This is a genomic window from Flavobacterium sp. B183 (assembly GCF_023539155.1).
Taxonomy (GTDB): Bacteria; Bacteroidota; Bacteroidia; order Flavobacteriales; family Flavobacteriaceae; genus Flavobacterium; species Flavobacterium tructae.
The window spans coordinates 4,978,246-5,002,698 of record NZ_CP097434.1 but is presented as its reverse complement, the minus strand read 5'-3'; the positions used below and the strand labels follow the sequence as shown (position 1 = coordinate 5,002,698).

At 36.4% G+C, this 24,453-nt stretch carries 20 protein-coding genes and 1 pseudogene; 5 read left to right on the top strand and 16 right to left on the bottom strand.

The features are described from left to right. Window positions 1-115 precede the first annotated feature (115 nt). The 3 genes from M4I44_RS20390 to truA form a co-directional block, all read right to left on the bottom strand. On the bottom strand, window positions 116-700 hold the full coding sequence (locus M4I44_RS20390; RefSeq protein WP_026109940.1) for an NUMOD4 domain-containing protein: 585 nt from the start codon (window positions 698-700) through the stop codon (window positions 116-118). Window positions 701-843: 143 nt separating this feature from the next. After that, a complete protein-coding gene (locus M4I44_RS20385; RefSeq protein WP_017496027.1) occupies window positions 844-2,598 on the bottom strand; it encodes an ABC transporter ATP-binding protein in 1,755 nt (584 codons plus the stop codon). A gap of 70 nt (window positions 2,599-2,668) precedes the next feature. Then, on the bottom strand, window positions 2,669-3,409 hold the full coding sequence (gene truA, locus M4I44_RS20380; RefSeq protein WP_017496026.1) for a tRNA pseudouridine(38-40) synthase TruA: 741 nt from the start codon (window positions 3,407-3,409) through the stop codon (window positions 2,669-2,671). A 302-nt stretch (window positions 3,410-3,711) separates the two neighbouring features. Here truA and M4I44_RS20375 point away from each other — a divergent pair, with 302 nt between their 5' ends. Then, window positions 3,712-4,206, top strand: a complete 495-nt coding sequence (locus tag M4I44_RS20375; protein WP_017496025.1) for a metallophosphoesterase — start codon at window positions 3,712-3,714, stop codon at window positions 4,204-4,206. Between the two features lie 7 nt (window positions 4,207-4,213). Here M4I44_RS20375 and M4I44_RS20370 read toward each other — a convergent pair whose 3' ends face one another. From M4I44_RS20370 to M4I44_RS20360, 3 genes are all read right to left on the bottom strand, one after another. Further along, on the bottom strand, window positions 4,214-5,125 hold the full coding sequence (locus M4I44_RS20370; protein ID WP_249965914.1) for a sensor histidine kinase: 912 nt from the start codon (window positions 5,123-5,125) through the stop codon (window positions 4,214-4,216). Window positions 5,126-5,151: 26 nt separating this feature from the next. Beyond that, window positions 5,152-5,814 carry a response regulator transcription factor gene (locus M4I44_RS20365; protein ID WP_249965913.1) on the bottom strand — a complete coding sequence of 221 codons (663 nt, stop codon included), beginning with the start codon at window positions 5,812-5,814 and terminating at the stop codon, window positions 5,152-5,154. Window positions 5,815-5,980: 166 nt separating this feature from the next. After that, window positions 5,981-6,397 carry a DUF4293 domain-containing protein gene (locus M4I44_RS20360; RefSeq protein ID WP_017496022.1) on the bottom strand — a complete coding sequence of 139 codons (417 nt, stop codon included), beginning with the start codon at window positions 6,395-6,397 and terminating at the stop codon, window positions 5,981-5,983. Window positions 6,398-6,580: 183 nt separating this feature from the next. Here M4I44_RS20360 and rho point away from each other — a divergent pair, with 183 nt between their 5' ends. From rho to M4I44_RS20345, 3 genes are all read left to right on the top strand, one after another. Beyond that, window positions 6,581-8,494 (top strand): transcription termination factor Rho, encoded by a 1,914-nt coding sequence (rho, locus tag M4I44_RS20355; protein ID WP_249965912.1) that lies wholly within the window; start codon window positions 6,581-6,583, stop codon window positions 8,492-8,494. A 201-nt stretch (window positions 8,495-8,695) separates the two neighbouring features. Further along, window positions 8,696-9,277 (top strand): TetR/AcrR family transcriptional regulator, encoded by a 582-nt coding sequence (locus M4I44_RS20350; RefSeq protein WP_249965911.1) that lies wholly within the window; start codon window positions 8,696-8,698, stop codon window positions 9,275-9,277. Window positions 9,278-9,331: 54 nt separating this feature from the next. Continuing rightward, window positions 9,332-9,823 carry a thioesterase family protein gene (locus M4I44_RS20345; RefSeq protein ID WP_249965910.1) on the top strand — a complete coding sequence of 164 codons (492 nt, stop codon included), beginning with the start codon at window positions 9,332-9,334 and terminating at the stop codon, window positions 9,821-9,823. Window positions 9,824-10,009: 186 nt separating this feature from the next. Here M4I44_RS20345 and M4I44_RS20340 read toward each other — a convergent pair whose 3' ends face one another. From M4I44_RS20340 to M4I44_RS22655, 8 genes and pseudogenes are all read right to left on the bottom strand, one after another. Further along, complete coding sequence (locus M4I44_RS20340; RefSeq protein ID WP_070907197.1) at window positions 10,010-11,032, bottom strand: M28 family peptidase; 1,023 nt, start codon at window positions 11,030-11,032, stop codon at window positions 10,010-10,012. A 7-nt stretch (window positions 11,033-11,039) separates the two neighbouring features. Continuing rightward, complete coding sequence (locus M4I44_RS20335; RefSeq protein WP_249967432.1) at window positions 11,040-12,017, bottom strand: DUF3667 domain-containing protein; 978 nt, start codon at window positions 12,015-12,017, stop codon at window positions 11,040-11,042. A 197-nt stretch (window positions 12,018-12,214) separates the two neighbouring features. After that, a complete protein-coding gene (locus M4I44_RS20330; protein WP_249965909.1) occupies window positions 12,215-12,988 on the bottom strand; it encodes a dienelactone hydrolase family protein in 774 nt (257 codons plus the stop codon). Between the two features lie 102 nt (window positions 12,989-13,090). Next, window positions 13,091-15,277 carry a penicillin acylase family protein gene (locus M4I44_RS20325; protein ID WP_249965908.1) on the bottom strand — a complete coding sequence of 729 codons (2,187 nt, stop codon included), beginning with the start codon at window positions 15,275-15,277 and terminating at the stop codon, window positions 13,091-13,093. Window positions 15,278-15,279: 2 nt separating this feature from the next. Then, window positions 15,280-16,143 (bottom strand): cyanophycinase, encoded by an 864-nt coding sequence (locus M4I44_RS20320; protein WP_249965907.1) that lies wholly within the window; start codon window positions 16,141-16,143, stop codon window positions 15,280-15,282. Between the two features lie 14 nt (window positions 16,144-16,157). Further along, complete coding sequence (locus tag M4I44_RS20315) at window positions 16,158-17,159, bottom strand: M28 family metallopeptidase (RefSeq protein ID WP_249965906.1); 1,002 nt, start codon at window positions 17,157-17,159, stop codon at window positions 16,158-16,160. 86 nt (window positions 17,160-17,245) lie between these two features. Then, window positions 17,246-17,650 carry a hypothetical protein gene (locus M4I44_RS20310; protein WP_249965905.1) on the bottom strand — a complete coding sequence of 135 codons (405 nt, stop codon included), beginning with the start codon at window positions 17,648-17,650 and terminating at the stop codon, window positions 17,246-17,248. Between the two features lie 20 nt (window positions 17,651-17,670). Next, window positions 17,671-18,122: pseudogene (locus tag M4I44_RS22655) on the bottom strand (Lrp/AsnC family transcriptional regulator). Window positions 18,123-18,405: 283 nt separating this feature from the next. On the opposite strand from M4I44_RS22655, the gene rocD reads away from it, so the two are divergent. Further along, window positions 18,406-19,659: an ornithine--oxo-acid transaminase gene (rocD, locus tag M4I44_RS20295; protein WP_017496011.1), complete on the top strand. Its 1,254-nt coding sequence runs from the start codon at window positions 18,406-18,408 to the stop codon at window positions 19,657-19,659. A gap of 242 nt (window positions 19,660-19,901) precedes the next feature. Here rocD and M4I44_RS20290 read toward each other — a convergent pair whose 3' ends face one another. Together M4I44_RS20290 and M4I44_RS20285 are read right to left on the bottom strand one after the other, a co-directional pair. Continuing rightward, on the bottom strand, window positions 19,902-21,299 hold the full coding sequence (locus M4I44_RS20290) for a RagB/SusD family nutrient uptake outer membrane protein (RefSeq protein WP_017496010.1): 1,398 nt from the start codon (window positions 21,297-21,299) through the stop codon (window positions 19,902-19,904). Between the two features lie 10 nt (window positions 21,300-21,309). Beyond that, window positions 21,310-24,318, bottom strand: a complete 3,009-nt coding sequence (locus M4I44_RS20285) for a TonB-dependent receptor (RefSeq protein ID WP_017496009.1) — start codon at window positions 24,316-24,318, stop codon at window positions 21,310-21,312. Between the last annotated feature and the right edge of the window lie 135 nt (window positions 24,319-24,453).

Sequence of the window (24,453 nt, the reverse complement as noted above, 5' to 3'; positions counted from 1 at the left end):
ATTATTTTAAACACTTAAAAATGAGAGGTTTGTTTGTTGGCGTTGGTGCAAAAAAAAAAGGAGCTCTTTTTAAGAAGCTCCGGATAATGATAATAATAGAATGATTTTGTATGTATTAAACCTTTACATGGCCCCAATTTTCACCGCTGGCAATACGTCTGATTTGCATTTCGCTAACACCAAATTGTTTGGCAATCATTTTCAGACGCGTTTTTTGTTCCGGACGTGCGAGAATCTTCTTGATTAACATGACTTTGGTGGTCGTTAATTTTCGTCCGTCGGCTTTTAAATTGTGTTCGATCAGATTCTTTTTTGCCTGAATGACATGTGGACTTTTACGGCTGTGCGCCATCATTTCGGCTTTTGTTGCCCAGCATAAATTTTTTACATCGTCGTTGCTGCGGTTGTAATCCAGATGGAGTACATAAGTTTGTTCTTCTGATTCTTTCGGAATGAAATAATGAGCGACTAATTTGTACAGAAAAAGATATTTGTTGACAATTTTGTCACCATCTTTAACCTTAAATCTAAAAGTAGGATAACCATCGCTTAAACCGCCTTTTAGAATACGTCCGTTTTGAATTTCATCTGTAAAACTAATGAGTCGGCCTTTGTTTGAAATAGCATATTTAAGTTGTAATGAGGCGTTTATTTCTATTTCTTTGAATTCTTCGTTTGGATAAAATCTGTTTTGTGGCATTTTCTTTTGCATTTGAATTTTGTCTCTCAAAGATAAATAATTCAAAAAAAAAGAGTGCTATCCTAAAGACTGTGAATCAGTAGATTTATGATTCTTATAACGCTATTTTAACTTTTTTAAGAACTTTTTTAGCATTTTGAAATCTAGTTCGCTACAGCAAATTGAGAGTCGTACAGGTTTTTATAATATCCGTCGGTTTTAAGGAGCAATTCCTGGTGCGTTCCCTGTTCTACGATCAGGCCTTTATCCATCACAACGATTTTGTCGGCATTTACAATCGTAGCCAATCGGTGTGCGATGATGATCGAAGTTCTTCCTTTGGTAATCGTTTCGGTAGCGCGCTGAATGAGTTCTTCAGAATAGGTGTCTATTGAAGACGTTGCTTCATCCAGAATTAAAATACTCGGATTACTGACATATGATCTTAAAAAAGCAATTAACTGACGCTGTCCGGACGAAAGCATAACCCCTCGTTCTTTTACATCAAAATCATAATTATCCGGCAGACTCATGATGAAATCGTGCACGCCAATTTTCTTAGCGGCCTCTAAAACCTGATCACGACTAATTTCGGGATTGTGCAAAGTGATATTGTTATAAATCGTATCGGCAAACAAAAAAACATCCTGCAAAACCACGGCAATTTGTTTTCGAAGCGAAGCCAGAGTATAATTTTCGATATTATGACCGTCAATGCAAATGGTACCGCTGTTAATTTCGTAAAAACGATTCAGTAAATTGATAATGGTAGATTTTCCTGCTCCGGTTGAACCTACAATAGCGACAGTTTGACCTGAAGCGACAGATAAATCAATTCCTTTTATGACTTCTTCTTCCGGAATATAACTGAAACGCACGTCTTTAAATTCAATACTTCCTTCAAAAATTGGAGCTTCAATTGTTCCGGTATCCTGAATATGATCCTGAGTATCGATGATATCAAAAACACGATTGGCGGCAATCATCCCTAATTGCATCTCGTTGAATTTATCTGCAATCTGTCGTAAGGGATTGAACAGCATTCCGATAAACATGGTATAGGAAAACAAATCTCCAAAAGTTGTAAAATGATCTCCGTTCAGGATTTTGAATCCACCATAAACGACCACTACCCCTAAGGTAATAGAAGAGATAATATCGGCAATAGGGAAGAATATCGAGTTGTATAAAATAGTTTTGATCCAGGCAACTCTGTGTTTGTTATTGATTTCTTTAAAATTATCAGCTTCAATTTGTTCGCGATTGAAAAGCTGTACGATTTTCATTCCTGTAACACGTTCCTGTACAAAAGAGTTCATATTGGCAATCTGCGTGCGGACTTCTTCGAAAGCGACTTGCATTTTACGTTGGAATATTCGGGTTATGTAAACCAGAATCGGCATGGCAACGACTACGATCCACGTTAATTTCCAGTTCATGTAAAACATGAAAATAAGGACTACAAGCATTTTCATTAAATCACTAATGATCATAAAAAGTCCCTGGCTAAAAATTCGGGCAATCGATTCAATATCCGAAACGGATCTAGTAACCAATTGTCCCACCGGAACCAGGTCAAAGTACTTCATTCTGAAGCTTAGTATGTGTTTAAAAAGTTTGGTACGAATGTCTTTTACGATATCCTGTCCAAGCCAGTTGGCCCAGTAGACAAAATAGAACTGAGAGAAAACTTCCATTAAAAGAACTGCTCCCATTAACATGATATAAAGGAGTAAACCTTCTTTGTCGTGTGTCTTGATATAGCCGTCGACCGTTTGTTTTAGCAAATAGGGGCGAAGAGCTGCAAAAATAGAAAGAGATACAGCAAAAATAATAACGCCGTAATAGCGCCATTTATAGGGCTTGGTATATTTTAAGATTCGTTTGAATAATCCGGTATCAAATGCTTTTGCTTTCATTTATTTTTTTTAAGCTTTAAGCTTTAGGCAATAAGCTTTAGGCAAAAGCCTACAGCCTACGGCTTGTGGCCTACAGCGATAAGTAATCGTAATCAATTTCGGTTAAATACAATCCGTGTGCCGGCACCGAAAATCCGGCTTTTTCTCTGCTTTTGCTGGCGATGATCGTTTCAAAATCAGTTAGGGAAATTTTATGCAAGCCGATATTTACTAGTGTTCCAACAATTGAGCGAACCATATTTCTAAGAAAACGATTGGCCGAGATGGTAAAAATAAGCTTATGGTTTTCTTGTTTCCAATACGCCTCAAAAACCGTGCAATCAAAAGTATTGACATCTGTGTTTACTTTGGAAAAACATTGGAAATCGGTATGGTTCAGTAGAATTTTTGCAGCTTCATTCATCAGATCTACATCTAATTTTTGATTGAAATACCAGCTCAATTCTTGTAAAAAAGGGCTTTTAACCGTGTTGATATGGTATTCGTAGGTTCTTTTAGTAGCATCAAATCGGCAATGAGCGTCATCGTGAACCAGAAGAATATTAAAAATAGCAATGTCTTTGGGTAAATAGGAGTTGAGTTTGTGTATTAAATTTGGAATATCCAACGGAGTTTCAATATCAAAATGCCCGTACATCTCTTCCGCATGAACTCCGGTATCGGTTCTTCCGGCACCCATTACGCTTATAGGAGTATTCAATAAAATGGAAAGTGCTTTGTTTAAAGTTTCCTGAACAGAAGAGGCATTGGGCTGAAATTGCCAGCCATGATAATTAGTTCCGTTATAAGCAAATTGAATAAAATATCTCAAGGTAAAGGTGCAAAGGTTTTTTTTAAGGGACAAAGGCTCTAAGGTACAAAGGTACAAAGGTTTTTTAAAAAAAGATGTTAAGGTTCTGAGATACTAAGATGCTAAGATTCTGAGGAACTAAGTTTTTTGTTTGATAGGTTCAAAGGAGCAAAGGGGAGAGGTTTCTTTGTTAAATAAGAATAATTGAAAAAATTTTAGAATGACTTAGTCTCATAAGTGTCTTAGCCTTTCAGAACCTGAGCCTTTTAGTCCCTTAAAAAAAACCTTTGTATCTTTGCTCCTTTGAACCTTTGTACCTTTGAATGAAAAAAATTCTTCTCCTTTCCGATACCCACAGTCATATTGATGATACTATTTTAAAATATGTAGCTCAGGCCGATGAAGTCTGGCATGCTGGAGATATTGGTGATCTGAATGTTACGGATACAATTAAAAAGTTAAAGCCTCTGCGATGTGTATATGGTAATATTGACGATGCACAGGCGAGATTAGAATTTCCTTTGCACAATCGGTTTTTATGTGAGGATGTTTCCGTATGGATTACACATATTGGCGGATATCCGGGAAAGTATAATCCCAATATAAGAGAAGAGATGGCGTCGGATCCGCCTAAATTATTTATCTGTGGACATTCACATATACTGAAAGTTATGTTCGATAAAAAAAATAATCTGCTGCATATGAATCCCGGAGCGGCCGGAAAAAGCGGATTTCATCAGGTTCGAACAATGTTACGATTTGTAATTGACGGTGATAAAATAAAGGATCTGGAAATAGTTGAAATTGGTAAAAAGTAAAGCTAAATTAAAAGGGCAACGGAACCTTAATTTTGACAGTGGTTCCTTCGTTTGCCTTTGAAGTGATTGAGATACTTCCTTTGTATTTTTTGATTCTCGCTCTGATTCGGTTAATACCAAAACCTTCAAAATTGTTTAGTCTTTGGGTTTCAAAACCCTTTCCGTTGTCCTGAATTACTATGATAAACTGATTGTTTTTTTCGGATAGGAAAATCTTGGCTTTCTGGGCATCACTGTGTTTTATAATGTTATTGAAAAGTTCCGAAACAATAAAGTAAAGCTTCATTTCAAATTTTTCGATGTATCTTTTTTCTGTTGAAATGGTGCTCGAAAATTTAAAATTTATATGAGAATTTGAGTTTCTTTCGCATAGATCTTCTAAGGCATAAATTAACCCAAAACGAACCAGAAGCGTAGGAACCAAGTCGTGTGACATATCCCGTAAAAGATCGTGTGCTTCCTGTAGAATCGATTTTGCTTTCTGAATTTCGTCTGATTTTATATCGTTTAGTGTTGTGAAAGTTTTTAAATGCAGTCCAACAGACGATAATAAAGAATTAATATTGTCATGTAAAAACGATGCAATTTTTTTACGTTCAACTTCCTGGCTGTCAATGCCGGCATTAATCACATTTAGTAATATTTTTTGCTTGGCATCTTTCCGTTTAATCTTTTGTCTTAGTTTGTTGTTTTGGTAGAAAAAATAAAACAAAAAGAACAAGAGGATTATCATCACGAATGATAAGCTTATAATTTGTTTGTTTCTTATTTGTTCAGGAAGACAAGTATTGTTTTTTTCTGTATTTCCGACAACTGCATTAGTGTTGTTTTTTGAAACTGTTTTTTCTTGAGCAACAGTAGGATAGCTGGTGAAAGTGGTTAAAAGAATGAAAAATATAAAGTATCTGAAAAAGGACATAGCAAAAGGTGTTTTTTTTAGAATGATCAGGAATTTATCAGATTATTTTTCAGAGCATATTTTACCAAGCCAATAGAACCTTTTATCTGCAGTTTTTTCATGATGTTTTTTCGGTGTGTTTCGACCGTGTTTGTACTGATAAAGAGCTGTTCACCAATTTCTTTCCCACTGTATTCTAATGCAATTAAAGTGATAATTTCGATTTCACGGGCGCTTAGAATTGGGTTGTCTACTTTGATATTTTTATTGAGTTTTGGATTGTTATGAGAGAAAATATTAAAGATTTTTTCTCTAACGGCATCGCAATAATATTCTTGTCCCTGATAAACGGCTTCTATGGCTTCTATAATATTTTCTCCCGCACATTTTTTTGTGAGATAGCCTTTTACCCCCAGTTTCATTACTTCTTTAATAATTTTCAGATCGTCGTAGCTAGAGAGAATGATGATTTTACATGGGATGTTTTTTTGTTGAAGTTCTTTAACTACCTCGATCCCGTCTTTTTTAGGCATACTAATGTCCAGAATCAGGATATCGGGATTGTTTAGAATAATATCTTCATAAACAGTATCACCATCGTATGATTTGCCTACTACTTCAAAATTTTCAACCGTCTGCAGTAAGTTACTAAGGCCATCAATAAGTACCTGATGATCATCTGCCAGGTGTATTCTTATTTTATCTTTCATAATTATTCGGGGAACTGAAATGCAAATAAATGAAAAAATATCTTACAAAGTTTCTTTTTAAGTTTGTTTTGACTGTTATGCAGCAAATTACGGAGAATTTAGAGCACAAAAAAACCCGAATTTAAAATTCGGGTTCTCTTCGCACAAAAAATTTAAGTTTATAGGTTTACCTCAAACGGTCTACAGATTTTACAAGATCTTCATCCTTTTTGATGGCCTTATTAGCTAAAACTAATAATACGATAGCAACAATAGGTAGAAACATCCCAATACCTTTCTCTGATACAATGGTAGTAGTATCTCCAGATAAATTTAGAGAACGATATACAAATAATCCCAATAAAATTAAATTTAATATTATGTTCAGTCTGCCCATTACAAACTGATTTTGTCTTTTTTTGTATGAAATAATACTAATGATAGTAAGCATTGTACTTAGACCTAATAGTACCGTGTAAAACTTATCCTGCATAAAGTAAAAAGGCTTACCATTGTTTAAGGTCCAAAGCGGAGTGAAAAACAGTAATACCCCCGTAATTAAAAAGGTAAGAATTAAATATACAGTCTGAATTCGTTGTATCATGGTCTAAAATTGTTTTACAAAAATATATTTTCTTTTTTTAAAATACTATTGTATGATTAAATTTTATTCGTATTATTGCATCATAATACCGTAAGCACTTCATACTGCGGTCAATCGAAAAAAAATATCTACCTATTCTTTTTACAATATTTCCGTTAAAATAATTAAATTCATAGAACATTCATGTTTGATATTTCTGCATTAAAAGAAATGAAGCTTTCTGAGCTTCAAGAAATAGCTAAGTTAGCTAAAACTATAAAGTTTAATGGCGTTAAAAAAGAGACTTTAATAAGTCAGATTTTAGCACATCAGGAAGCGACTGTAGCGCCGCCGGTTCGTCCTGTGGCAGAAGCGGAAATAGTTGATGAAAAACCGAAAAGAACAAGAATTGTTCCGGCAAAAAAAACGGCAGTAAATAAGAATGCACCGGTTCTGGAATTTGATAAAGCAGAGGAAGCTCCTGAAAAAGCGGAAACTCCGATAGCAGTAACTAAAACTCCGGCTATTAAAGCAAATCCTAAAACAAATCCGAAGATAAAAGGAAATGCAGCAGCAAAAGAAACAGCAGAAGTAAAAAGCGTTGAAACAACACCGGAAGTTCGGGAAAATATTGAGAATACTGAAAGTACTGAGAATACTGAGAATACTGAAGATGCAGCAATAGAGAAAAAAGGACCAAAAATTGTAAAGTTTAGTAAATCGGCTTACGAGAAAAAGGTTGCTTTGAAAAAAGAAAAGGAAGCTACGAAAGATGTAGTTCCGGAAAATGAAGTTGTAGCAGAAGTTGCTACTGTTGAAAAAACAGAAGCGCCGGTTCAAACCAAGAAGATTAATCCGAACCAGAATAAAAATCAAAATCAGAATCCCAACCAAAACCCAAATCAGAATCCAAATTCTAACCAAAACGGGAACGGAAACAACGGGAATCAAAATCCAAATCATAAAAATAAAAAGAGTAATTTCAGAGATTCAGACTTTGAGTTTGACGGAATTATCGAAAGTGAAGGTGTTCTTGAAATGATGCCGGATGGTTACGGATTTTTACGTTCATCAGATTATAATTATTTAGCCTCTCCTGATGATATTTATTTATCAACGTCACAAATCAGATTGTTCGGTCTTAAAACCGGAGATACTGTAAAAGGAGTAGTTCGTCCTCCAAAAGAAGGCGAAAAGTTTTTCCCTCTAGTTCGAGTACTTAAAATTAATGGTCATGATCCGCAAGTTGTTCGTGACAGAGTTTCTTTCGAACATCTTACCCCGGTTTTCCCTTCTGAAAAATTTAAATTAGCCGAAAAAGGCAGTTCAGTTTCAACCCGTATTATCGATTTGTTTTCTCCAATAGGAAAAGGGCAGCGTGGTATGATTGTCGCTCAGCCTAAAACGGGAAAAACAATGTTACTAAAAGACATTGCAAACGCTATCGCAGCCAACCATCCCGAAGTTTATCTTATTGTTCTTTTAATTGATGAGCGTCCTGAGGAGGTTACGGATATGCAGCGTAGTGTAAGAGGGGAAGTTATTGCTTCTACTTTCGACAGAGAACCACAAGAACACGTGAAGATTGCAAATATCGTTCTTGAAAAAGCAAAACGTTTGGTAGAATGCGGACACGATGTGGTTATTTTACTTGATTCGATTACTCGTTTAGCGAGAGCTTATAATACTGTTCAGCCTGCTTCAGGTAAAGTTTTAAGTGGTGGTGTTGATGCAAATGCATTGCAAAAACCAAAACGTTTCTTCGGAGCTGCCAGAAATGTAGAAAACGGTGGTTCATTAAGTATTATTGCAACTGCATTGACCGAAACAGGTTCTAAAATGGATGAGGTAATCTTTGAAGAATTTAAAGGTACTGGTAACATGGAACTTCAATTGGATCGTAAAATCGCTAACAAACGTATCTTCCCGGCTATCGATCTTACTTCATCAAGTACACGTCGTGATGATTTATTACTGGATGAGAAAACATTACAAAGAATGTGGATCATGCGTAAGTACCTGTCTGATATGAATCCGGTAGAATCTATGGATTTTGTAAACGACCGTTTCAAGAAAACCAGAAACAACGAAGAGTTTTTGATTTCTATGAATGACTAGAAAAGGGACTAAGATTCTGAGGAACTGAGGTTCTAAGCTTTTTCTTCTGAAATCTCTATTATATAAAAACAAAAAAGGGATGAGTTTTATTTAAACTCATCCCTTTTTTTATGTTTAGAAGAAAAAAAGCTTTAACATGAAATACCGATCGGTATTTGTGTTATATTTGTTTGACGAATAATGGTCGAAAACTGGAAAATAATGAATACTTCTGAATTTATATTGGATAAAGTAGCACCTGTTTTTAACAGACAGGGATATGTGGGGACCAGTCTTACGGATATTACCAAGGCTACGGGACTTACCAAAGGGGCTATTTACTGCAATTTTGCCAATAAAGAAGAGTTAGCTTTAAAGTCTTTTCAATTGAATGTAGATGTAGCTATCACACCTTTATTCAAAATACTGGCTTCTACTACAGGAAGTTTAGAGAAACTTTACGCGATAACGAAATATCAAAGGAGCTATTATGAGGTAGTCAAAGACAGAGGTGGTTGTCCAATGCTGCGTGTAGGGGTAGATACTAAATATATCAATCCACTGTTGTTTAAGAGTGCTCAGAGTTTGTCTCAGAGGTTTGTTAGCGGACTTTCCAATATTATTAGTGAAGGTATTGTTAGTGGAGAAATTCAGGAGAATATTGATCCGCTGCAGTATGCAAAGCTGTTATTGTCTTTAATTGAAGGAAGTTCTCTTTTGGCCTTTACACATAATGATGAGGCATACATTACAACCGCTATGGATTTTATAGACCATGCAATAATCGAGAAAATTAGGAAATAAAATTTTTTTAACCCACCAGATACCGATCGGTATTTGATAAAACAAAAGTAGAAAATGGAAAAAGTATTAAAAACAAAGAAGAAAATCAGATTTCAGGATTGTGATCCTTTTAATCATTTAAACAACGCAAAGTATCTGGAGTATTTCATTAATACAAGGGAGGATCAGATTGCGGAACATTACAATTTGGATATCTTTAAATATCTTAAGGAAACAGGGCTCAGTTGGGTAGTAGCATCTAACCAGATTAGTTATATGCGGCCTGCTTTTACAATGGAAACGGTACTGATAGAGTCGCAATTGGTTCAATATAGCGATAATTTTCTGCTGGTTGAAATGAAAATGTGGAATGAAAATGAAACAGAATTGAAAGCAATTTTGTGGATTAAGTTCTTTCATTACAATATTCAGAGCATAAAACGTGCCTCACATTCTGATGATTTGATGAAATTATTCGACTCGGTTGTTGTTCCAGTCGAGGAATCTGTTTTTGAAAATAGATGTTTGGAAATTGTACAGAAATTAAAATCAGGAGTACCCGCTTAAATAAGAAATCATTGCGATGGATTATTTAAAAGCTGGTCTAAGATGCAAGAATAATCTTTAAGTAAATAGGAGAAATAAGTGAGGCTGTCTAAAAAGACAGCCTCCTAATTTATAGAATAAAGTGATAACTTAGTTTCTCAGCACCTAAAAAATCTTAGAGCCTTAGTATCTTAGTACCTCAGTGCCTTATTTAATCGGTTTATCAACTACCGGACGATCAGACCTATTCGCTAATTCCCAGGCTATGGAGAAAGCTAATTTTGTTCTTTTAGTCAAGGCATCGTATTCGATTTTCTGAGGTTCGTCACCTTTTCTGTGGTAGTCTTCGTGAACTCCGTTAAAGAAGAAAACCGATGGAATTCCGAATTTTGCAAAGTTATAATGATCAGAACGCTCGTAAAAATGATTTGGATCTTTAGGGTCGTTGAATTTAAAATCTAAGTCAATTTTAGTGTATTTTTCGTTTTGCGCCACAACAATATTGTGTAAATCAGTAGAGAGTCTGTCGGCTCCAATTACATACACATAATTGTTTGTTTTTTCGTGTTCTACATCACGACGGCCAATCATATCGATATTAATATCAGCAATGGTATTGGCGATTGGGAATAAAGGATTTTCAGAATAATAGCGAGAACCATGTAGACCGTGTTCTTCTCCGGTAACGTGCAGGAACAGGATAGAACGTTTTGGACCGTGCCCGTCTTTTTTGGCTTTTGCAAATGCTTTTGCCATTTCCATTACAGCAACAGTTCCGGAACCATCATCATCAGCACCATTATAAACGTCGCCATTTTTTACTCCTACGTGATCGTAATGTGCTGAAATAACCAAAACTTCATCCGGTTTTTCAGATCCTTCAATATAGGCCCAGATGTTTTCTGAATCGGGTAAGTTTTCATTTCGTCTGGCATTTAAAAATGAAGCAGGAATATGCTGGTAATAATCGGTTGCGCCTTTAGGAAAAGAAATTCCATGTTTTTTGTATTGCCCAATCATGTAAAGGCCTGCTTTCTTTTGTCCTTTCGATCCGGTTTCTCGACCTTCCATTTCGTCAGAGGCCACAACATAAAGCATTGTTTTTAGGTCTTTTTCAGAAATAAAGTCGATGTATTTAGACGGATCTGAATTGTCTTTTAAGGTAACTGATTGTGTGTTTTTACACGAAAATGCAGTACCAATTAATAACAGAATTATGATTTTTTTCATATGATGTTTAGTGTAAATTGATAAAGGTATAGAAAATGTAGAAAACTAATAAAAATATGATGACAGTAAAGTTTATAAACAGCAATACGATGCTTTTAAAGAAGGAAATCCATCTTGTTTCTCCGTAAAAACGGTGGTGTGCCGGAAAAAAATAGTAAAACATCCAGAGACCTCCAAAAAAGTCAGTTATACTTGAAATAAAAGATAGTGGGCTTTCTTCTCCAAATAACCCAACCAATCTCCTGATAATAAATAAGATGGAGGTTACGAGAAGCAAAAATGAAAAATAATGTAAGGTGAATATTCCATGATCAAAATAATACCATCTTTTTTTGCCGTGAAAGAGCCATAAAATGAAGGCAAATAGCGGCATTATAATGAAAAGTACTTTTGGAATGTTGTGTACAAAAGACTCTGTAAACTTGCTAATGAGTTCTTTTTTGGTATTGTGCTCTTTTACATATTTTACTTTTTGAATCATCCAGTAACTAAACGAATCTAATTTTTTTTCCTCGGGAGCATATTTTTGAACGGAATCGACTTCTCTTGTAAATTTGTCAAAACCGTCTCCGGGTTTTAAATCGTTAAGATCTCCTGTGAAAATGTTTTTCGGAACTTCTTTCTTATTGCTTACGTTGAGATCAAAATCAGTCGGAGTTTCTTTTGAATGGCCGGGAAATAAGGCAATCATTAAAAAAGTGACAAAACTGATAAAGATGTATAAGCGTACAGGTGCCAAATAGGATAAACGTTTTCCGGCTAAATATTCTGAGGTTAATGCAGAGGGTTTAAACAAAAGGTATCTGATAGTGCGCCAAAAAGTATTTTCATAATGTGTCAGATCTTCAAAAAAGTGAACGAACAGATAATGAAATGTTTTTCGGGATTCGGTGTTTTCCTGTCCACAATTGGGACAGTATTTTTGTTCAACAACATGTCTGCAGTTTAAGCAGGTTTTGTCTTTTCTAATCGGACTGTGTGACATTGATTGTAAATGGTATTGGTTTGGTTTTCTTGGTTTGTTTTTTCTTGCCACGAATAACGCGAATTTCCGTAAATTTTAAAAATAATTATTCGGGTTAATACAGGTGTTTTTTTTGCCGCGAATTTCATGTATCAGCCAAATTTTAAAACCATATAGTTGAAGTCCGTTTTATTCTTTGGAAATCACAGTTTTAAAGCTTATTTTTTTAATACTTCGTTCAGGAAAAGCTGCAAATGCTCAAAAGATCTTTTTGCTGCAACCGCGTTATAGGCTGCTCCTTTTGAGTTGTCGTTTCCTGCTTCAGGATTGGTGAAAGAATGTACAGCATTAGCGTAATAAATCATTTGCCAATCGGCTTTTGAATCCCTCATTTCCTGTTGGAAAGCTGTGATTTCTTCTTTTGATTCATAGGGATCGTCGGCTCCGTGACAAATTAATACTTTAGTTGTAATGGGTTCGATTTTGCGGGCGGCATCTCTGGCTAAACTTCCGTGAAAAGAAACTACTCCCTTTAGGTTTAAATGTCCGCGTGCAGTTTCAAGAACGCCGGTTCCTCCAAAGCAGTACCCGATGGCTACAATATTGTCGGCGTTGGCTCCTGATTTGATCAATTCCTGTAATGCAGCATTGATGCGTTTTTGATATATTTCAAAGTTATTTTTGTAGTAACTGGATTGCTTTCCCGCTTCGGCGGTATTTGCAGGTTTGTTTCCTTCGCCATAGATATCAGCAATGAAAACATGATAGCCTAATTTGGATAAGTTTTCTGCAATATCTTTAGAAGCTTTGTCGATGCCAAGCCAGGCCGGAATCAATAAAATCCCCGGATTTTGAATGTTTTTTTTAGCAGATTTTGCAAATAATCCACTTAGAGCCTGAGAACCGTCAGTGTATTTTACAGCTTTTAGTTGTGCATTTATAGCGTTGGAAAACAATATGGTAGCAAATAAGAGAAAGGCAGAATTTTTCATAAGAGTACAATTTTTAACAAATATCAGAAATATTACGTTACAAAAAAACCTCGGATTGTTTTTCTTCCGAGGTTTTTAAACGTTATTTTCTTACAATGAAAATCATTCACCGGGATGATAAGTTTTCTCGGCATTTTTGATCACATCATCTTTATAAAACAAGACTTCTTTAAAACTTCCTTTTCGATACATTTCACTTTGATCGTTAAAATGTTTGGAGTCAGGATTTCCGCTATTACCTCCGGCTAACAATGATTTTGCTTTTATTTTTGGACCAAATTCTACAGCACATACAAAGCTGTTGCCATTGTAACCGTATCGTTTTTTGGAGTCTTTCTGATAACTGCTTTTAAAGGAAGGTAAACTACCCCAGGAGCCCGGTCCAAAAGCGATCGGTAAACTCGGCTGAGCATCGTCATATTTTAAATCGATGTCGCCGTTTGAACGTTGAAAACGATTTATTTCTCCCCAGGCTACTTTCCAGGTTCCCCATTTTGAGTTCAGTTCTTTTAAAACTAACTGTAATTGCGGAAGCATTTGAACAGCGGTCGCATTCGTTGCAAATTTTCGGGTATTTTCTACCTGATCCGGTTCTCCTTCATCGACATATGCTTTCAATATAATCGGATCTAATTTGTACGCCCATTCGACTGCCAGAGTGGTGGCTACTGAATTTTCTTTGGCATAATAATCCCAGTTTTTGAGTGTCGAAATGACTTCGTTTAATTCGGGATATGCTGTTTTGTTTTTTTCGTAAACCGTAATCAGGCTTGGGATTAAAATTTCAAAAATCGATAATTTAGTATCATATCCGTCAGCAATTACTTTGTCTAAAGTATACTGACTGCCTTTGCTGAAAATTCGAACGGCATTCACTCCTCTAAAATTTTCTCCGTCAGGCGCCATATAAGGCAGGTAGTTTTCTCTTTTTGGACTGTTTTCTCCCGCAACAGTGTAAGGTGTTGAGTTACAGTTTTGCAGCCATCCGTTTGTTGGATTATACAAATGAACGGTTTCGTTTACATCATGCAGACCTTTCCATTGCGTAGAAGAGATCGATCCGTCAATGACTTTAGACCAATTAAGTTTTTTATCTCTGATTGGGATAAAATTTCCATGCCAATAAGCGATATTTCCTTGGTTGTCTGCGTAAACAGTATTGTTTGAAGTATTGGCTTTTAAGCCCATCGCTTTTTTGTAATCTTCAAAACTGGTTGATTTGGTTCTGACCCAACTCTGAATTAAACTGGTCATCGAGCGGTTATTTGATTTTAAACTGATCCATTTTCCGTCACGTTTGGCCATAATCGGACCATTATTGGTGAAGTAGGTTTTGAATTTTTTAGGGATTAATTTCCCGTTTTCCGTGTAATGTATTACAATTTCTTTTTCGATAACCGGGATTAGTTTTTTGTCAAATTCATAAAATAATTTACCTTTTTTATCGACAATTTTTTCGGCATACATATCGGCAACATCAACGTTGGAAGAGGTGTGCATCCATCCGCAATGCTCATTGAAACCCTGATAGACGAAAAATTGCCCCCAGGTTACCGCTCCATAAACATTTAAACCTTCTTCGCTGGTGACTTGTACTTCGGGTCTGAAATAAAAGGTGGTATGTGGATTGATGTACAAAATAGCATTGCCGGCAGCCGTTTTTGAGGGTGCAAATGCAAAACCATTAGAACCTGTCTGTACATTTTTTTCTCTTTCAACATACGCCACTTTGTCGCCATTACCGGAATAAAAAGCTTTTAATTCTCCTGTTGTTAAATCGGCGGTACTGATGGCTCCGATACTTCCATCGGTCCAAAGCAAAGGAAACCAGGGTTCAAAATGAGTTAAGAGCGCCGGTTTTACTTCGGGATGTTTGTAGAGGTAAAAGTTAATAGCATCGGCATAACTGTTTAATAATTTTTTGAGCCATAAGGGAGCTTTTTTATAATCGGTTTTGGCTTCTTCAGTGTCAATTAATAATTTAATTTCTAAATCATTGTATAAAACGGCTTGTCCTTTTATTTCTGAAAGTCGCCCCAATTTTTCAATATAGTTCATTTCAATGCGTTTAAAATCATCTTCGCATTGGGCGTATAATAATCCAAAAACAGCATCAGCATCGGTTTTTCCATAAACATGTGGAATACCCCAGTTGTCTCTGATAATACTAACCTGTTGGGCTAAATTTTCGAGACGAGCGGCTTCTTTTGAATTGATTTTTTGTGCAGAAAGGGGAAGACTTGCGCAACAAAGTACAAAGGCTAATTTTATAGTTTTGGTGGTAAACATGTTTATTGGATATTAAATTTTTGTCCGGCAGTATAAATGCTCATGTGTAGATTTTCAATCGAAATGAGATTATTCTTTTTAGATTTCAGAATTCCTTTTGGGTTTTTCACTACGATCACTTCACTTTCACCCGCAACTTCAATCTGATTGTTTCGGACAATGATGGCAGTGCTTTCGTCAATTCCGATTCCGGTTAAAGTAGGGAACTCGACTAATGCGGAAAGCAATCGGTTATAACGATTTCTCTTTAAAAAATGCTGATCGATAATAGCGGTTTTGAGTAGTCCAAGACCTTCGGCAGTTTCAAGATTGTCGTAACGGATGTTGTCAAAGGTTCCGGAGTATTCTTTTTGCAGTTTCTGATTTCCGGTAATCATTTTTTCGGACATTACAGCGGCACCGGCGCTAGTCCCGGAAATGGTGCTTCCGTTTTGATAGGCTTTTTGAATCGCCGTTTGAATTGGAGTATTTTGTACTACATTCATAAAACGAGTCTGATCTCCACCGCTTATGAAAATCAGTTTTGCTTTTTGAAGTGAATCCGTCAGTTTTTTGTTTTGAGCAGTTTCTTTATTGAAATTAAGCATCACAATTGGATTCGGAGTTAATTTTGCCATTTGTGTTTTGAAAAAAATAAAGGAGCTGTCCGGTTCTTCACTTGACATGGGCAAAACGACGATGAAATCTTTTTTGGTCAATTCAGAAACATTTAAAACTTGTTTCATCAAAGCATCCGACCGATCGCCACCACCTATGATGAAAAGTTTGCCTTTGGGACTTTGTGCCTGAAGCTGACTCACTGTAAAAAGCAGTATAACGATCAGGATTTTTTGATACGAAAAATGGGAAGGAAGTCGGTTTTTCATCGTTTTAAATGGAGTTAATGCAGCTGGTTTATAAAATTTAAAAGAGAGCTATTGACGATAAAGAGAACATCTTTTACTTTATCTAAATCTACTTTTGAAGCGATATCGCGCGTCGAATGATAATCGTCGTGAAAACCACTGAAGAATGTCATGATGGGAATTCCTTTAGCTGTAAAAGAAGCGTAATCACTTCCGGTATGTCCGTTAGTTTCCCAGAGATCGAGTGTAAAAGGTTTCGAAAGTTTTGTATTGCTGAGATTCGCAATTTCTTTTAGATAATCGTTTTCCTTTTGAGTTCCAATGCTTAGCATTCGATGCGTTTTGTCCTCGGGAGCACTTCTCGAAATCATGTCCATATTAATAGCGAGCAGTATTTTTTGCTTTTCGGAATCCAACTGCTGAGCAAAATAGTCACTTCCCAAAAGTCCCATTTCTTCGGCAGTCCACGAAGCAAATAAAATAGTGCAGGGAGGTTTTGTTTTGGTTTCGGACCATTTTTTGGCCAATGCCAGCATTCCGGAAACTCCTGAGGCATTATCGTCGGCTCCATTGTAAATAGAATCGTTTAGGATGCCTAAATGATCGTAATGAGCACCAACAATAATAGTTTTAGTGGTGTCTTTCCCAGGAATCATTCCTAAAACATTGCGAACCGGAAAGGTTTGGGATTGCAATTCTATAGCGAAACTAATCTTTGTTTTTTTCAAGAGAGCAGAAACAAAGGATGGTCTTTGCGCCGCTTTTTCTTCAAAATGTTCTAACGATATGTTACTTCCGGCAAAAAGTTTTTCGGCAGCTGATCTACTTAGTTCAAAAACGGGAATAGAAGTGATGGCTGAATTTTCGAGGGAATGGAAGGCGGTTTCTTTTTTAAATTTGCCCCATTTTTTACAATCAATAATAATCAATGCACTGGCTCCTTTACTGATAGCGGTTTGAAGTTTGATTTCTTCCAGGTTGTTTTCTTCAGGATAGTACTTTTTGAATTTTTGATACGATACCGATGTACTGTCCAAATGTCCCGGGAAGCCTTTTAGAACGACAACAATTTTATCTTTTGTATTCAGGTTTTTATAGTCATCATAGTTTTCTTTCGGTAGATTTAATCCGTAACCTGCAAAAACGACTTCGGTTTCTTTTTGTAACGATTGTGCGATAGGGGTAACCTGAAAGTCGGTATGTGGAGAAAGGGGAAAAGTTTCTTTATTGTTTTTTTTATTTCAAGTGCAGCCTTTTTTATAGTGTGTTCTTCAATTTTGAAATTCTGATAGTATCCTGATTTTGTGTTGTAGGGAACTAGTTGGTAAAGTTCCATCATTGAAGCAATATATTCAGAGGCCAGTAAAGCTCCTTTTTGCGTAGTTCCGCGCCCCTCCATCCAATCGGAAGCTAAGAAAGAAAGTGTCGGGGAGAAATCACTTTTTGACGGACTGGGAACAACGATTTGCGAAAACAGCATGGACTTACAGCAAAACAAAGTAAGTAAAAGCAGTTTTCGTAACATCATGGTTTAAAATTTTAAAATAATTATAAAGAGATATTTCGTTTGAACGCGCAGCCCAGTTCAATAATCGAATCGGTTTTGGCAATACCCGGAATACCGTCGATTTTTTCATAAAGGATTCGGCGCATGTGTTCGTGATTTTTGGCTATGATTTTAATGTAAAGCGTAAAGGATCCTGTCACGTAATAGCATTCTGTAATTTCCGGAATTTTTTTTAATTCTTCAATAATCCGATCTGAATCAGAATCTTTATTCAGGGTTATTCCTGTAAAAGACGCCCAGTCATAACCTATTTTTTTTCCTGGATGATAGGTTTGATTCCACCAATTACACCTTGTTCTATCATTCGGTTAATACGCTGATGCACCATGGTGTTTGATATTTTCAAATTAGCAGCGATTGCAGAAAAAGCCATTCTTCCGTCTTTTTCTAATTCTTTAATGATGCTAATATCAAATTCGTCTAATATATCCATTCTTATAAATTGTATTTAATCTTTATGCTTCTGTTATTGCAGCTGTTCTAAAAAAAACTCTAAATAGGCGACAATAATTTCGCATTCATAAAAGTAACTATTTTTTTTAATTAACAAGGGATTGAAAGGGATTATAAAGCAACTAAAATTGATTTTTACAACCTTTTAAATCTTTGTTTTTGACTTTTAAAAAGACTTTTAAAGTCAAAATTGGTGTTTTTGGAGGGTTTAATGAGAAATTTTTAATACTTTTGATTTTTGAAAATTTTAAACAAATAAGATCATGATTCATACTGAAAATGCCCTGTCGTCAAAATCAGAGGTTTTGATTGAAAAAGAAAATAAATACGGAGCACATAATTACCATCCACTTCCTGTTGTTTTAGAAAGAGGAGAAGGGGTTTATGTATGGGATGTAGACGGAAAAAAATACTTTGATTTTTTATCTGCTTATTCTGCCGTAAATCAAGGACACTGTCATCCAAAGATTGTGAAAGCTATGGTCGATCAGGCTCAAAAACTTACGCTGACTTCGCGTGCTTTTTACAATGATAAATTAGGTAATTATGAGGAATTTGTAACAAAGTATTTTGGTTTCGATAAAGTATTGCCTATGAATACCGGTGCCGAAGCAGTTGAAACGGCTCTTAAAGTGTGTAGAAAATGGGCTTATGAAGTAAAAGGAATTCCGGAAAATCAGGCACAGGTAATCGTGTGTGAAAACAACTTTCACGGAAGAACCACTACCATCATTTCGTTTTCAAATGATGAAGTCGCACGCAAAAATTTCGGACCTTTTACAGAAGGATTTATAAAAATAGAATACGATAATCTGGCTGCTCTTGAAAAAGCATTGGAGTCGTCAAAAAATATTGCAGGGTTTTTAGTAGAACCAATTCAGGGAGAAGCAGGAGTTTATGTTCCTTCTGAAGGATATTTAGCGAAAGCCAAAGCATTGTGTGAAAAACATAATGTTCTGTTCATTGCAGATGAGGTTCAGACGGGAATCGCACGTACCGGAAAATTATTGGCCGTACAGCATGAAAATGTACAACCTGATATTTTAATTTTAGGAAAAGCAATTTCTGGTGGGGTGTATCCGGTATCAGCAGTTTTGTGTAATGATGAAATTATGAATGTAATCAAACCGGGACAACATGGATCAACTTTTGGAGGAAATCCGGTTGCAGCTGCGGTTGCGATAGCTGCTCTTGAAGTAATCAAAGAAGAAAATCTTGCCGAAAATGCAGAACGTCTGGGAATTATTTTAAGAAAAGGACTAAATGAAATTGCAGAACGCAATAATCTGATCACACTCGTTCGTGGTAAAGGATTATTAAATGCAATTGTGATTAATTGTGGTGAAGATTCAGATTTGGCGTGGGAAATTTGTTTGAAATTCAGAGATAACGGATTATTGGCTAAGCCAACTCATGGAAATAAAATTAGACTGGCACCGCCTTTGGTGATGACCGAATCTCAAATTCAGGAGTGTCTTGAAATTATCGAGAAATCACTGGATGCTTTCAAGAATTAGTTTTTTTTAAGTTCTGAGGCACTAAGGTGCTGAGATACTAAGGTTTTTAGGTTTTTTTATAGAACTTTAGAACTTTCAAATTTTGTCAAAGTTTTAAACTTTGACGAAAAACACAAAGCAACAAAGGTGCAAAGTTTCATTATAAAACTTTGCACCTTTTATTTTTAAGGAACTTTTTAAAGCACTCCGGGAAAAAAAATCTTAGTATCTCAGCATCTTAGTCCCTGAGAATCTAAGTAATTTTATTTACTGTAACCCGGGTTCTGGGTGATTTTTTTGTTGGCATCCATTTCCAAGATCGGAATAGGAAATACCAGTACATCCGCATCATAAGATAATAATTCAGATCCGTCACCGTCGACACTTACATCAATGGAGCCTTTTGTTCTTCGGATATCGTGAATGGAAAAGCCTTCCATCGCTAATTCGAATTGGCGTTCTAATAAAATGGCATCAAGTGTTACTGCGGTCAGTTTTTGTGCGTTGGCTCTTGTTCTGATGATGTTGATATCGTCAATCGGAGTGTTGCCTACCACTGTTCCGGCGCGAAAGTTGGCTTCGGCTCTGATGAGGTACATTTCAGCCAGACGAATAATCCCCACATTAGCAAACTGATCGGTAAATTTCAGGGTTAGTATTCTGTCATTTACAGGGTTTACATAATTGAATTTTGCACGATCGTCGTTAGGATCTGTAAATTTTTCCAGATAAGGATCTCTGATCGCAATGTCACCTCCGCGTCCTCCATTATTCTCAGCTGAATAAAAGGTATTAGCATCGTTTACTCCGGTTTGTTTTGTAATTTGGATAGCAAATACATCTTCAGCCTGATCGGTATCATGATTAAAGGCATCTGCATATTTTGTAGACAATGAGTGTCCGCTGTTTTTGATGACATCATCGGCAGCGTCTCTTGCCAAAGCGTAATTGCCTTGTTGTAGATATACTCTCGCTAATAGGGCTTTTGCAGCATATTTATCAGCATAAAAACTATTGTCTTTTGGAAGATTGGTGTAAGCAAGATTTAATCCGTCAATGATTACTTTGTATACTTCGGCAACCGTACTTCTTTCTTTTGATAAATCGGTGTTGAAATCATAAATGGCTTTGTCTCTTATTACAATTCCCAATTGATTATTAGCCTGACCGCTAACGTATGGTTTTGCAAAAAAGCGCACTAAATCAAAATAAGCAAGTGATCTTAAAAAATTAGCTTCACCAATCATTCGGGCCTGTTTGGCAGGATCTTTTACTTTGCTGATATTGTCGATAACGGTATTAGCAGCGTTTACGATTTCGTAACATCTGGAGTAAGTTCCGGTGATGATTACGTTGTCAGCAAGCATTTGTTTGATATACATTTGTCTTAATTCCCCGAAACTTCCTCTGAATCTAAATTCAGTAGTGGCAGTTGCACCTGTTGCTCCCAGTAAATCGGCGTAAACTAAGATTCTTCCTCCGTAAGCATTTCCTCTTGCAGCAAGAGCATAAGTTCCGGTGAGTACATTGGTAACCCCTTCTTCTGTACTTAACGTTACAGAAGCGTCTTCTCTTTGCTTTGGTTCTATGTTTAATTCATCTTGACAGCTTGTAAAAAAGACTGCAAAAAACATAAATAATAGTATAGTGTTTGATTTCATCTTGATCGATTTAAAAATTGATATTTACTCCCATCGCAATTGTTCTCGCTGGCGGAGCCGAATAAAATTCCTGTCCAATATTAGGATTTGCTCTTGTGATATCATCTCTTCGTGACTCAGGATCAGAACCTTTATAATTGGTAAAAGTCAATAAATTTACAGCGGTCATGTATACTCTTAAATTGCTCATTCCCATGTCGCTTACTGTCTTTTTAGGTAACGAATATCCTAAAGTCAGGTTTCTTAAACGTATGAAATCTGATTTGCCCAGATAGCGGCTCGAATTTTGAGTACCGTTTGTACCGCCAAATCTCGCCTGAGGAACATTGGTAATGTCTCCCGGTTTTTGCCAACGGTCTAACTGATCCAGAGTCTGGTTGTCAAAATAATCGGCTGCTGTAGACTGATAAATTCCTGCAGTGTTGTAAATACTGGCGCCCCATTCTCCCTGGAAAGTAAATGAAAAATCAACTCCTTTGTACAGGATCGTATTGGTAAGTCCTGACATTAAGGTTGGAAACGGATTCCCAAGAATGGTTCTCTGTGCTTCACTATAGTCATTAGTGGTACTTCTGTCAATGCTTCCGTCGGCATTTTTTGTGTTTTTTACAAAAAGTGCATCTCCGTTTGCGGGATCAACCCCTGCGTATTCTACCAAATAGAAAGACGAAATGTTTTCACCAACTCTATTAATGGTATAACTGCTTATTACATCAGCATTGTTGTTGGGTAACGATTTTACCTTAGATTGATTGGTCGTTAAATTGAAACTTGTTGTCCAGGTAAAATTTTCGGTTGTGATATTTTTGGTGTTTAAAGTGAATTCGAAACCACTACTTCTGATCTTTCCAATATTTTTGCTAATGGTTCCTAAATCACCACCACCGGCGCTTTTAGGAAGCGGAACATCAAAAAGCAATCCGTCTGTGTCTTTTTGGTAGTAATCGGCCTCGAAAGTAATTTTATCTAAAAAGCCCAGCTCGGCACCAAAATCAATTTGTGTCGATTTCTCCCAGGTTAAATTATCATTTCCGGGCTGATCAAAGGTAAGTCCTGATTTTAAATTATAGGGATTTGTCTGATACAACTGGCGTGAAGCAAAGTTTCCAATTTCGGCATTTCCTAATTTACCCCAGCTTCCTTTTATTTTCAAATACGTTAAAACCGGATTTTCTTTCAGGAAATTTTCTTTTGATATTACCCAACCGGCAGAGAGTGCAGGGAAAACACCATAGCGTTCGTTTTTTCCAAAACGGGAAGAGCCGTCACGACGAATACTGGCTTTAAACAGGTATTTTCCATCAAAAGCATAGCTTAATCTTCCAAATTGAGATACAAATGCATAATCGATTTCCCTACCGTGTCCTTCATTAATTTCGGCTCCTCCGTCGATCGTCTGAAAACCGTCGTTAGGGAAGTAGATGCTGTTTACATCCTGATATCTATTGTTGTACTTGTTAAGTTCCATACCGGCAACAAGATTCAGAGCGTGTTTTTCTGCAAATGTTTTGTCGTAGGTAAAGTAGTTACTGAAAATATAATTTTCGGTATTTACTGAGGTTGCAAATACAGCACCGTCAGTTGCCATAAAAGGAGCATTTTTTCCCTGCCAGTAGTCTTCTGTCTGAGTCATGTAGTCATAAGAAAAATCAGAATTGAACTTCAGACCTTTTACTATTTTAAGTTCGCCAAAAACTTTTCCGGTAAGTCTGCGCATGATGGTTTTCCAGAAAGTATTGTCTTTTGCCAATAAATAGTTAGCATATTCTGTATTTGGGTTTGCCGTTCCATCTGCCAGTCTTGCCTGTGATATTGGAGCCTGCGCTACGGATTGTAAAGGTGATGTAAAAGAGTTATCATCCTGCACTCTGTTGATGATGGCTCTTGAAAAACCAATGTTCATTCCCACAGTAAAACGATCTGATAGTTTGTGAGATAAGTTAGATCTTCCGGTTATTCTCTCCAGACTGTTACTGTCGATAATTCCGGTAGTGTTGTTGTAAGCTCCTGAAAAGAAGTATCTGGTTTTGTCGTCTCCGCCGGAAACCGAAAAATCAGCATCGGTGGTATATCCCGTTTGAAAGGCGATATCCTGCCAGTCCGTATCAATTTCTCCATTTCTCCAGTCAGTTCCCTGAGCCAGACGATCTAGTTCTTCTTCTACCGAGGCCAAATCGTCAACATTTTTTCCGGCTTCGCGTATTAATTCAACATATTGTTTTGCATTAAGCCACTTTCTCTTGTGAGTAGCTTCGCTAACACCTTGCGAGAAATTAAGAGAGAAAGTTCCTTTTCCGTCTTTTCCTTTTTTGGTAGTGATGATTACTACTCCATTAGCTCCACGTGCACCATAAATCGCTGCAGAAGAAGCATCTTTCAAAACGTCAATAGACTCGATTTCATTCGGGCTCAAAGTTAGTAATGGATTTGTCGGCGCTCCGTTGCTGGACTCGTTGTCTGTAATCAAGGGAATTCCATCTAAAACGTATAGAGGCTGCGTTCCCGCACTAATACTGGCAGCACCACGAACTCTGACATTTATACCACCTTCAACTTTACCATTTGTCTGAGTGATTTGTACACCGGCAAGTTTACCTACCAGCGCATTTTGAACGTTTGAAACAGGTATTTGCTGGATATCTTTAGCCGTAACACGGGCAATATTGTCCGTTAAATTCTTTTTGGTCTGTGTTCCGTAACCAACGACCAAAACGGCTTCCAGTTCATTTTGTGTTTCGACCAGTTGAACGGTCATTAAATTGGAGGCAGGGACGTGTACAGTTGCAAAACTGACATAACTTACTGTTAGTACGTCTCCTTTTTTTGCTGTTATTTTAAAATTTCCGTCAAAATCAGTTTGAGTACTGACTTTTGTTCCTTTTACAAGAATGTTAACTCCCGGAAGCGGAACTCGTTTTGAGTCAGTAACTTTCCCTGTAATAGATCCTTCCTGCGCATTGGCTATTTGCATAAATAATGTGATCAATAGCCCCAAAAAAAACTTAAAGTTGATTTTCATTTGTAAATATTTTTGGTTAGTTTTTCAAATGTCTTAATTTTCTGTTAATAAGTAGTCTTTATTTAACATTTAATATCACTAAAATAATTGTTTTTGTGACATTTGTAACAAAATGGTTTTAATTTACTATTTTTA

Coding starts and splice junctions, on each gene's coding strand:
- M4I44_RS20375 (WP_017496025.1), top strand. CDS start 3,712: ATGAAAAAAATTCTTCTCCTTTCCGATACCCACAGTCATATTGATGAT.
- M4I44_RS20350 (WP_249965911.1), top strand. CDS start 8,696: ATGAATACTTCTGAATTTATATTGGATAAAGTAGCACCTGTTTTTAAC.
- M4I44_RS20310 (WP_249965905.1), bottom strand. CDS start 17,650: ATGATGTTACGAAAACTGCTTTTACTTACTTTGTTTTGCTGTAAGTCC.
- M4I44_RS20285 (WP_017496009.1), bottom strand. CDS start 24,318: ATGAAAATCAACTTTAAGTTTTTTTTGGGGCTATTGATCACATTATTT.
- M4I44_RS20335 (WP_249967432.1), bottom strand. CDS start 12,017: ATGTCACACAGTCCGATTAGAAAAGACAAAACCTGCTTAAACTGCAGA.
- M4I44_RS20290 (WP_017496010.1), bottom strand. CDS start 21,299: ATGAAATCAAACACTATACTATTATTTATGTTTTTTGCAGTCTTTTTT.
- M4I44_RS20345 (WP_249965910.1), top strand. CDS start 9,332: ATGGAAAAAGTATTAAAAACAAAGAAGAAAATCAGATTTCAGGATTGT.
- M4I44_RS20330 (WP_249965909.1), bottom strand. CDS start 12,988: ATGAAAAATTCTGCCTTTCTCTTATTTGCTACCATATTGTTTTCCAAC.
- rocD (WP_017496011.1), top strand. CDS start 18,406: ATGATTCATACTGAAAATGCCCTGTCGTCAAAATCAGAGGTTTTGATT.
- M4I44_RS20320 (WP_249965907.1), bottom strand. CDS start 16,143: ATGAAAAACCGACTTCCTTCCCATTTTTCGTATCAAAAAATCCTGATC.
- M4I44_RS20365 (WP_249965913.1), bottom strand. CDS start 5,814: ATGAAAGATAAAATAAGAATACACCTGGCAGATGATCATCAGGTACTT.
- M4I44_RS20360 (WP_017496022.1), bottom strand. CDS start 6,397: ATGATACAACGAATTCAGACTGTATATTTAATTCTTACCTTTTTAATT.
- M4I44_RS20390 (WP_026109940.1), bottom strand. CDS start 700: ATGCCACAAAACAGATTTTATCCAAACGAAGAATTCAAAGAAATAGAA.
- M4I44_RS20325 (WP_249965908.1), bottom strand. CDS start 15,277: ATGTTTACCACCAAAACTATAAAATTAGCCTTTGTACTTTGTTGCGCA.
- rho (WP_249965912.1), top strand. CDS start 6,581: ATGTTTGATATTTCTGCATTAAAAGAAATGAAGCTTTCTGAGCTTCAA.
- M4I44_RS20370 (WP_249965914.1), bottom strand. CDS start 5,125: ATGTCCTTTTTCAGATACTTTATATTTTTCATTCTTTTAACCACTTTC.
- M4I44_RS20385 (WP_017496027.1), bottom strand. CDS start 2,598: ATGAAAGCAAAAGCATTTGATACCGGATTATTCAAACGAATCTTAAAA.
- M4I44_RS20340 (WP_070907197.1), bottom strand. CDS start 11,032: ATGAAAAAAATCATAATTCTGTTATTAATTGGTACTGCATTTTCGTGT.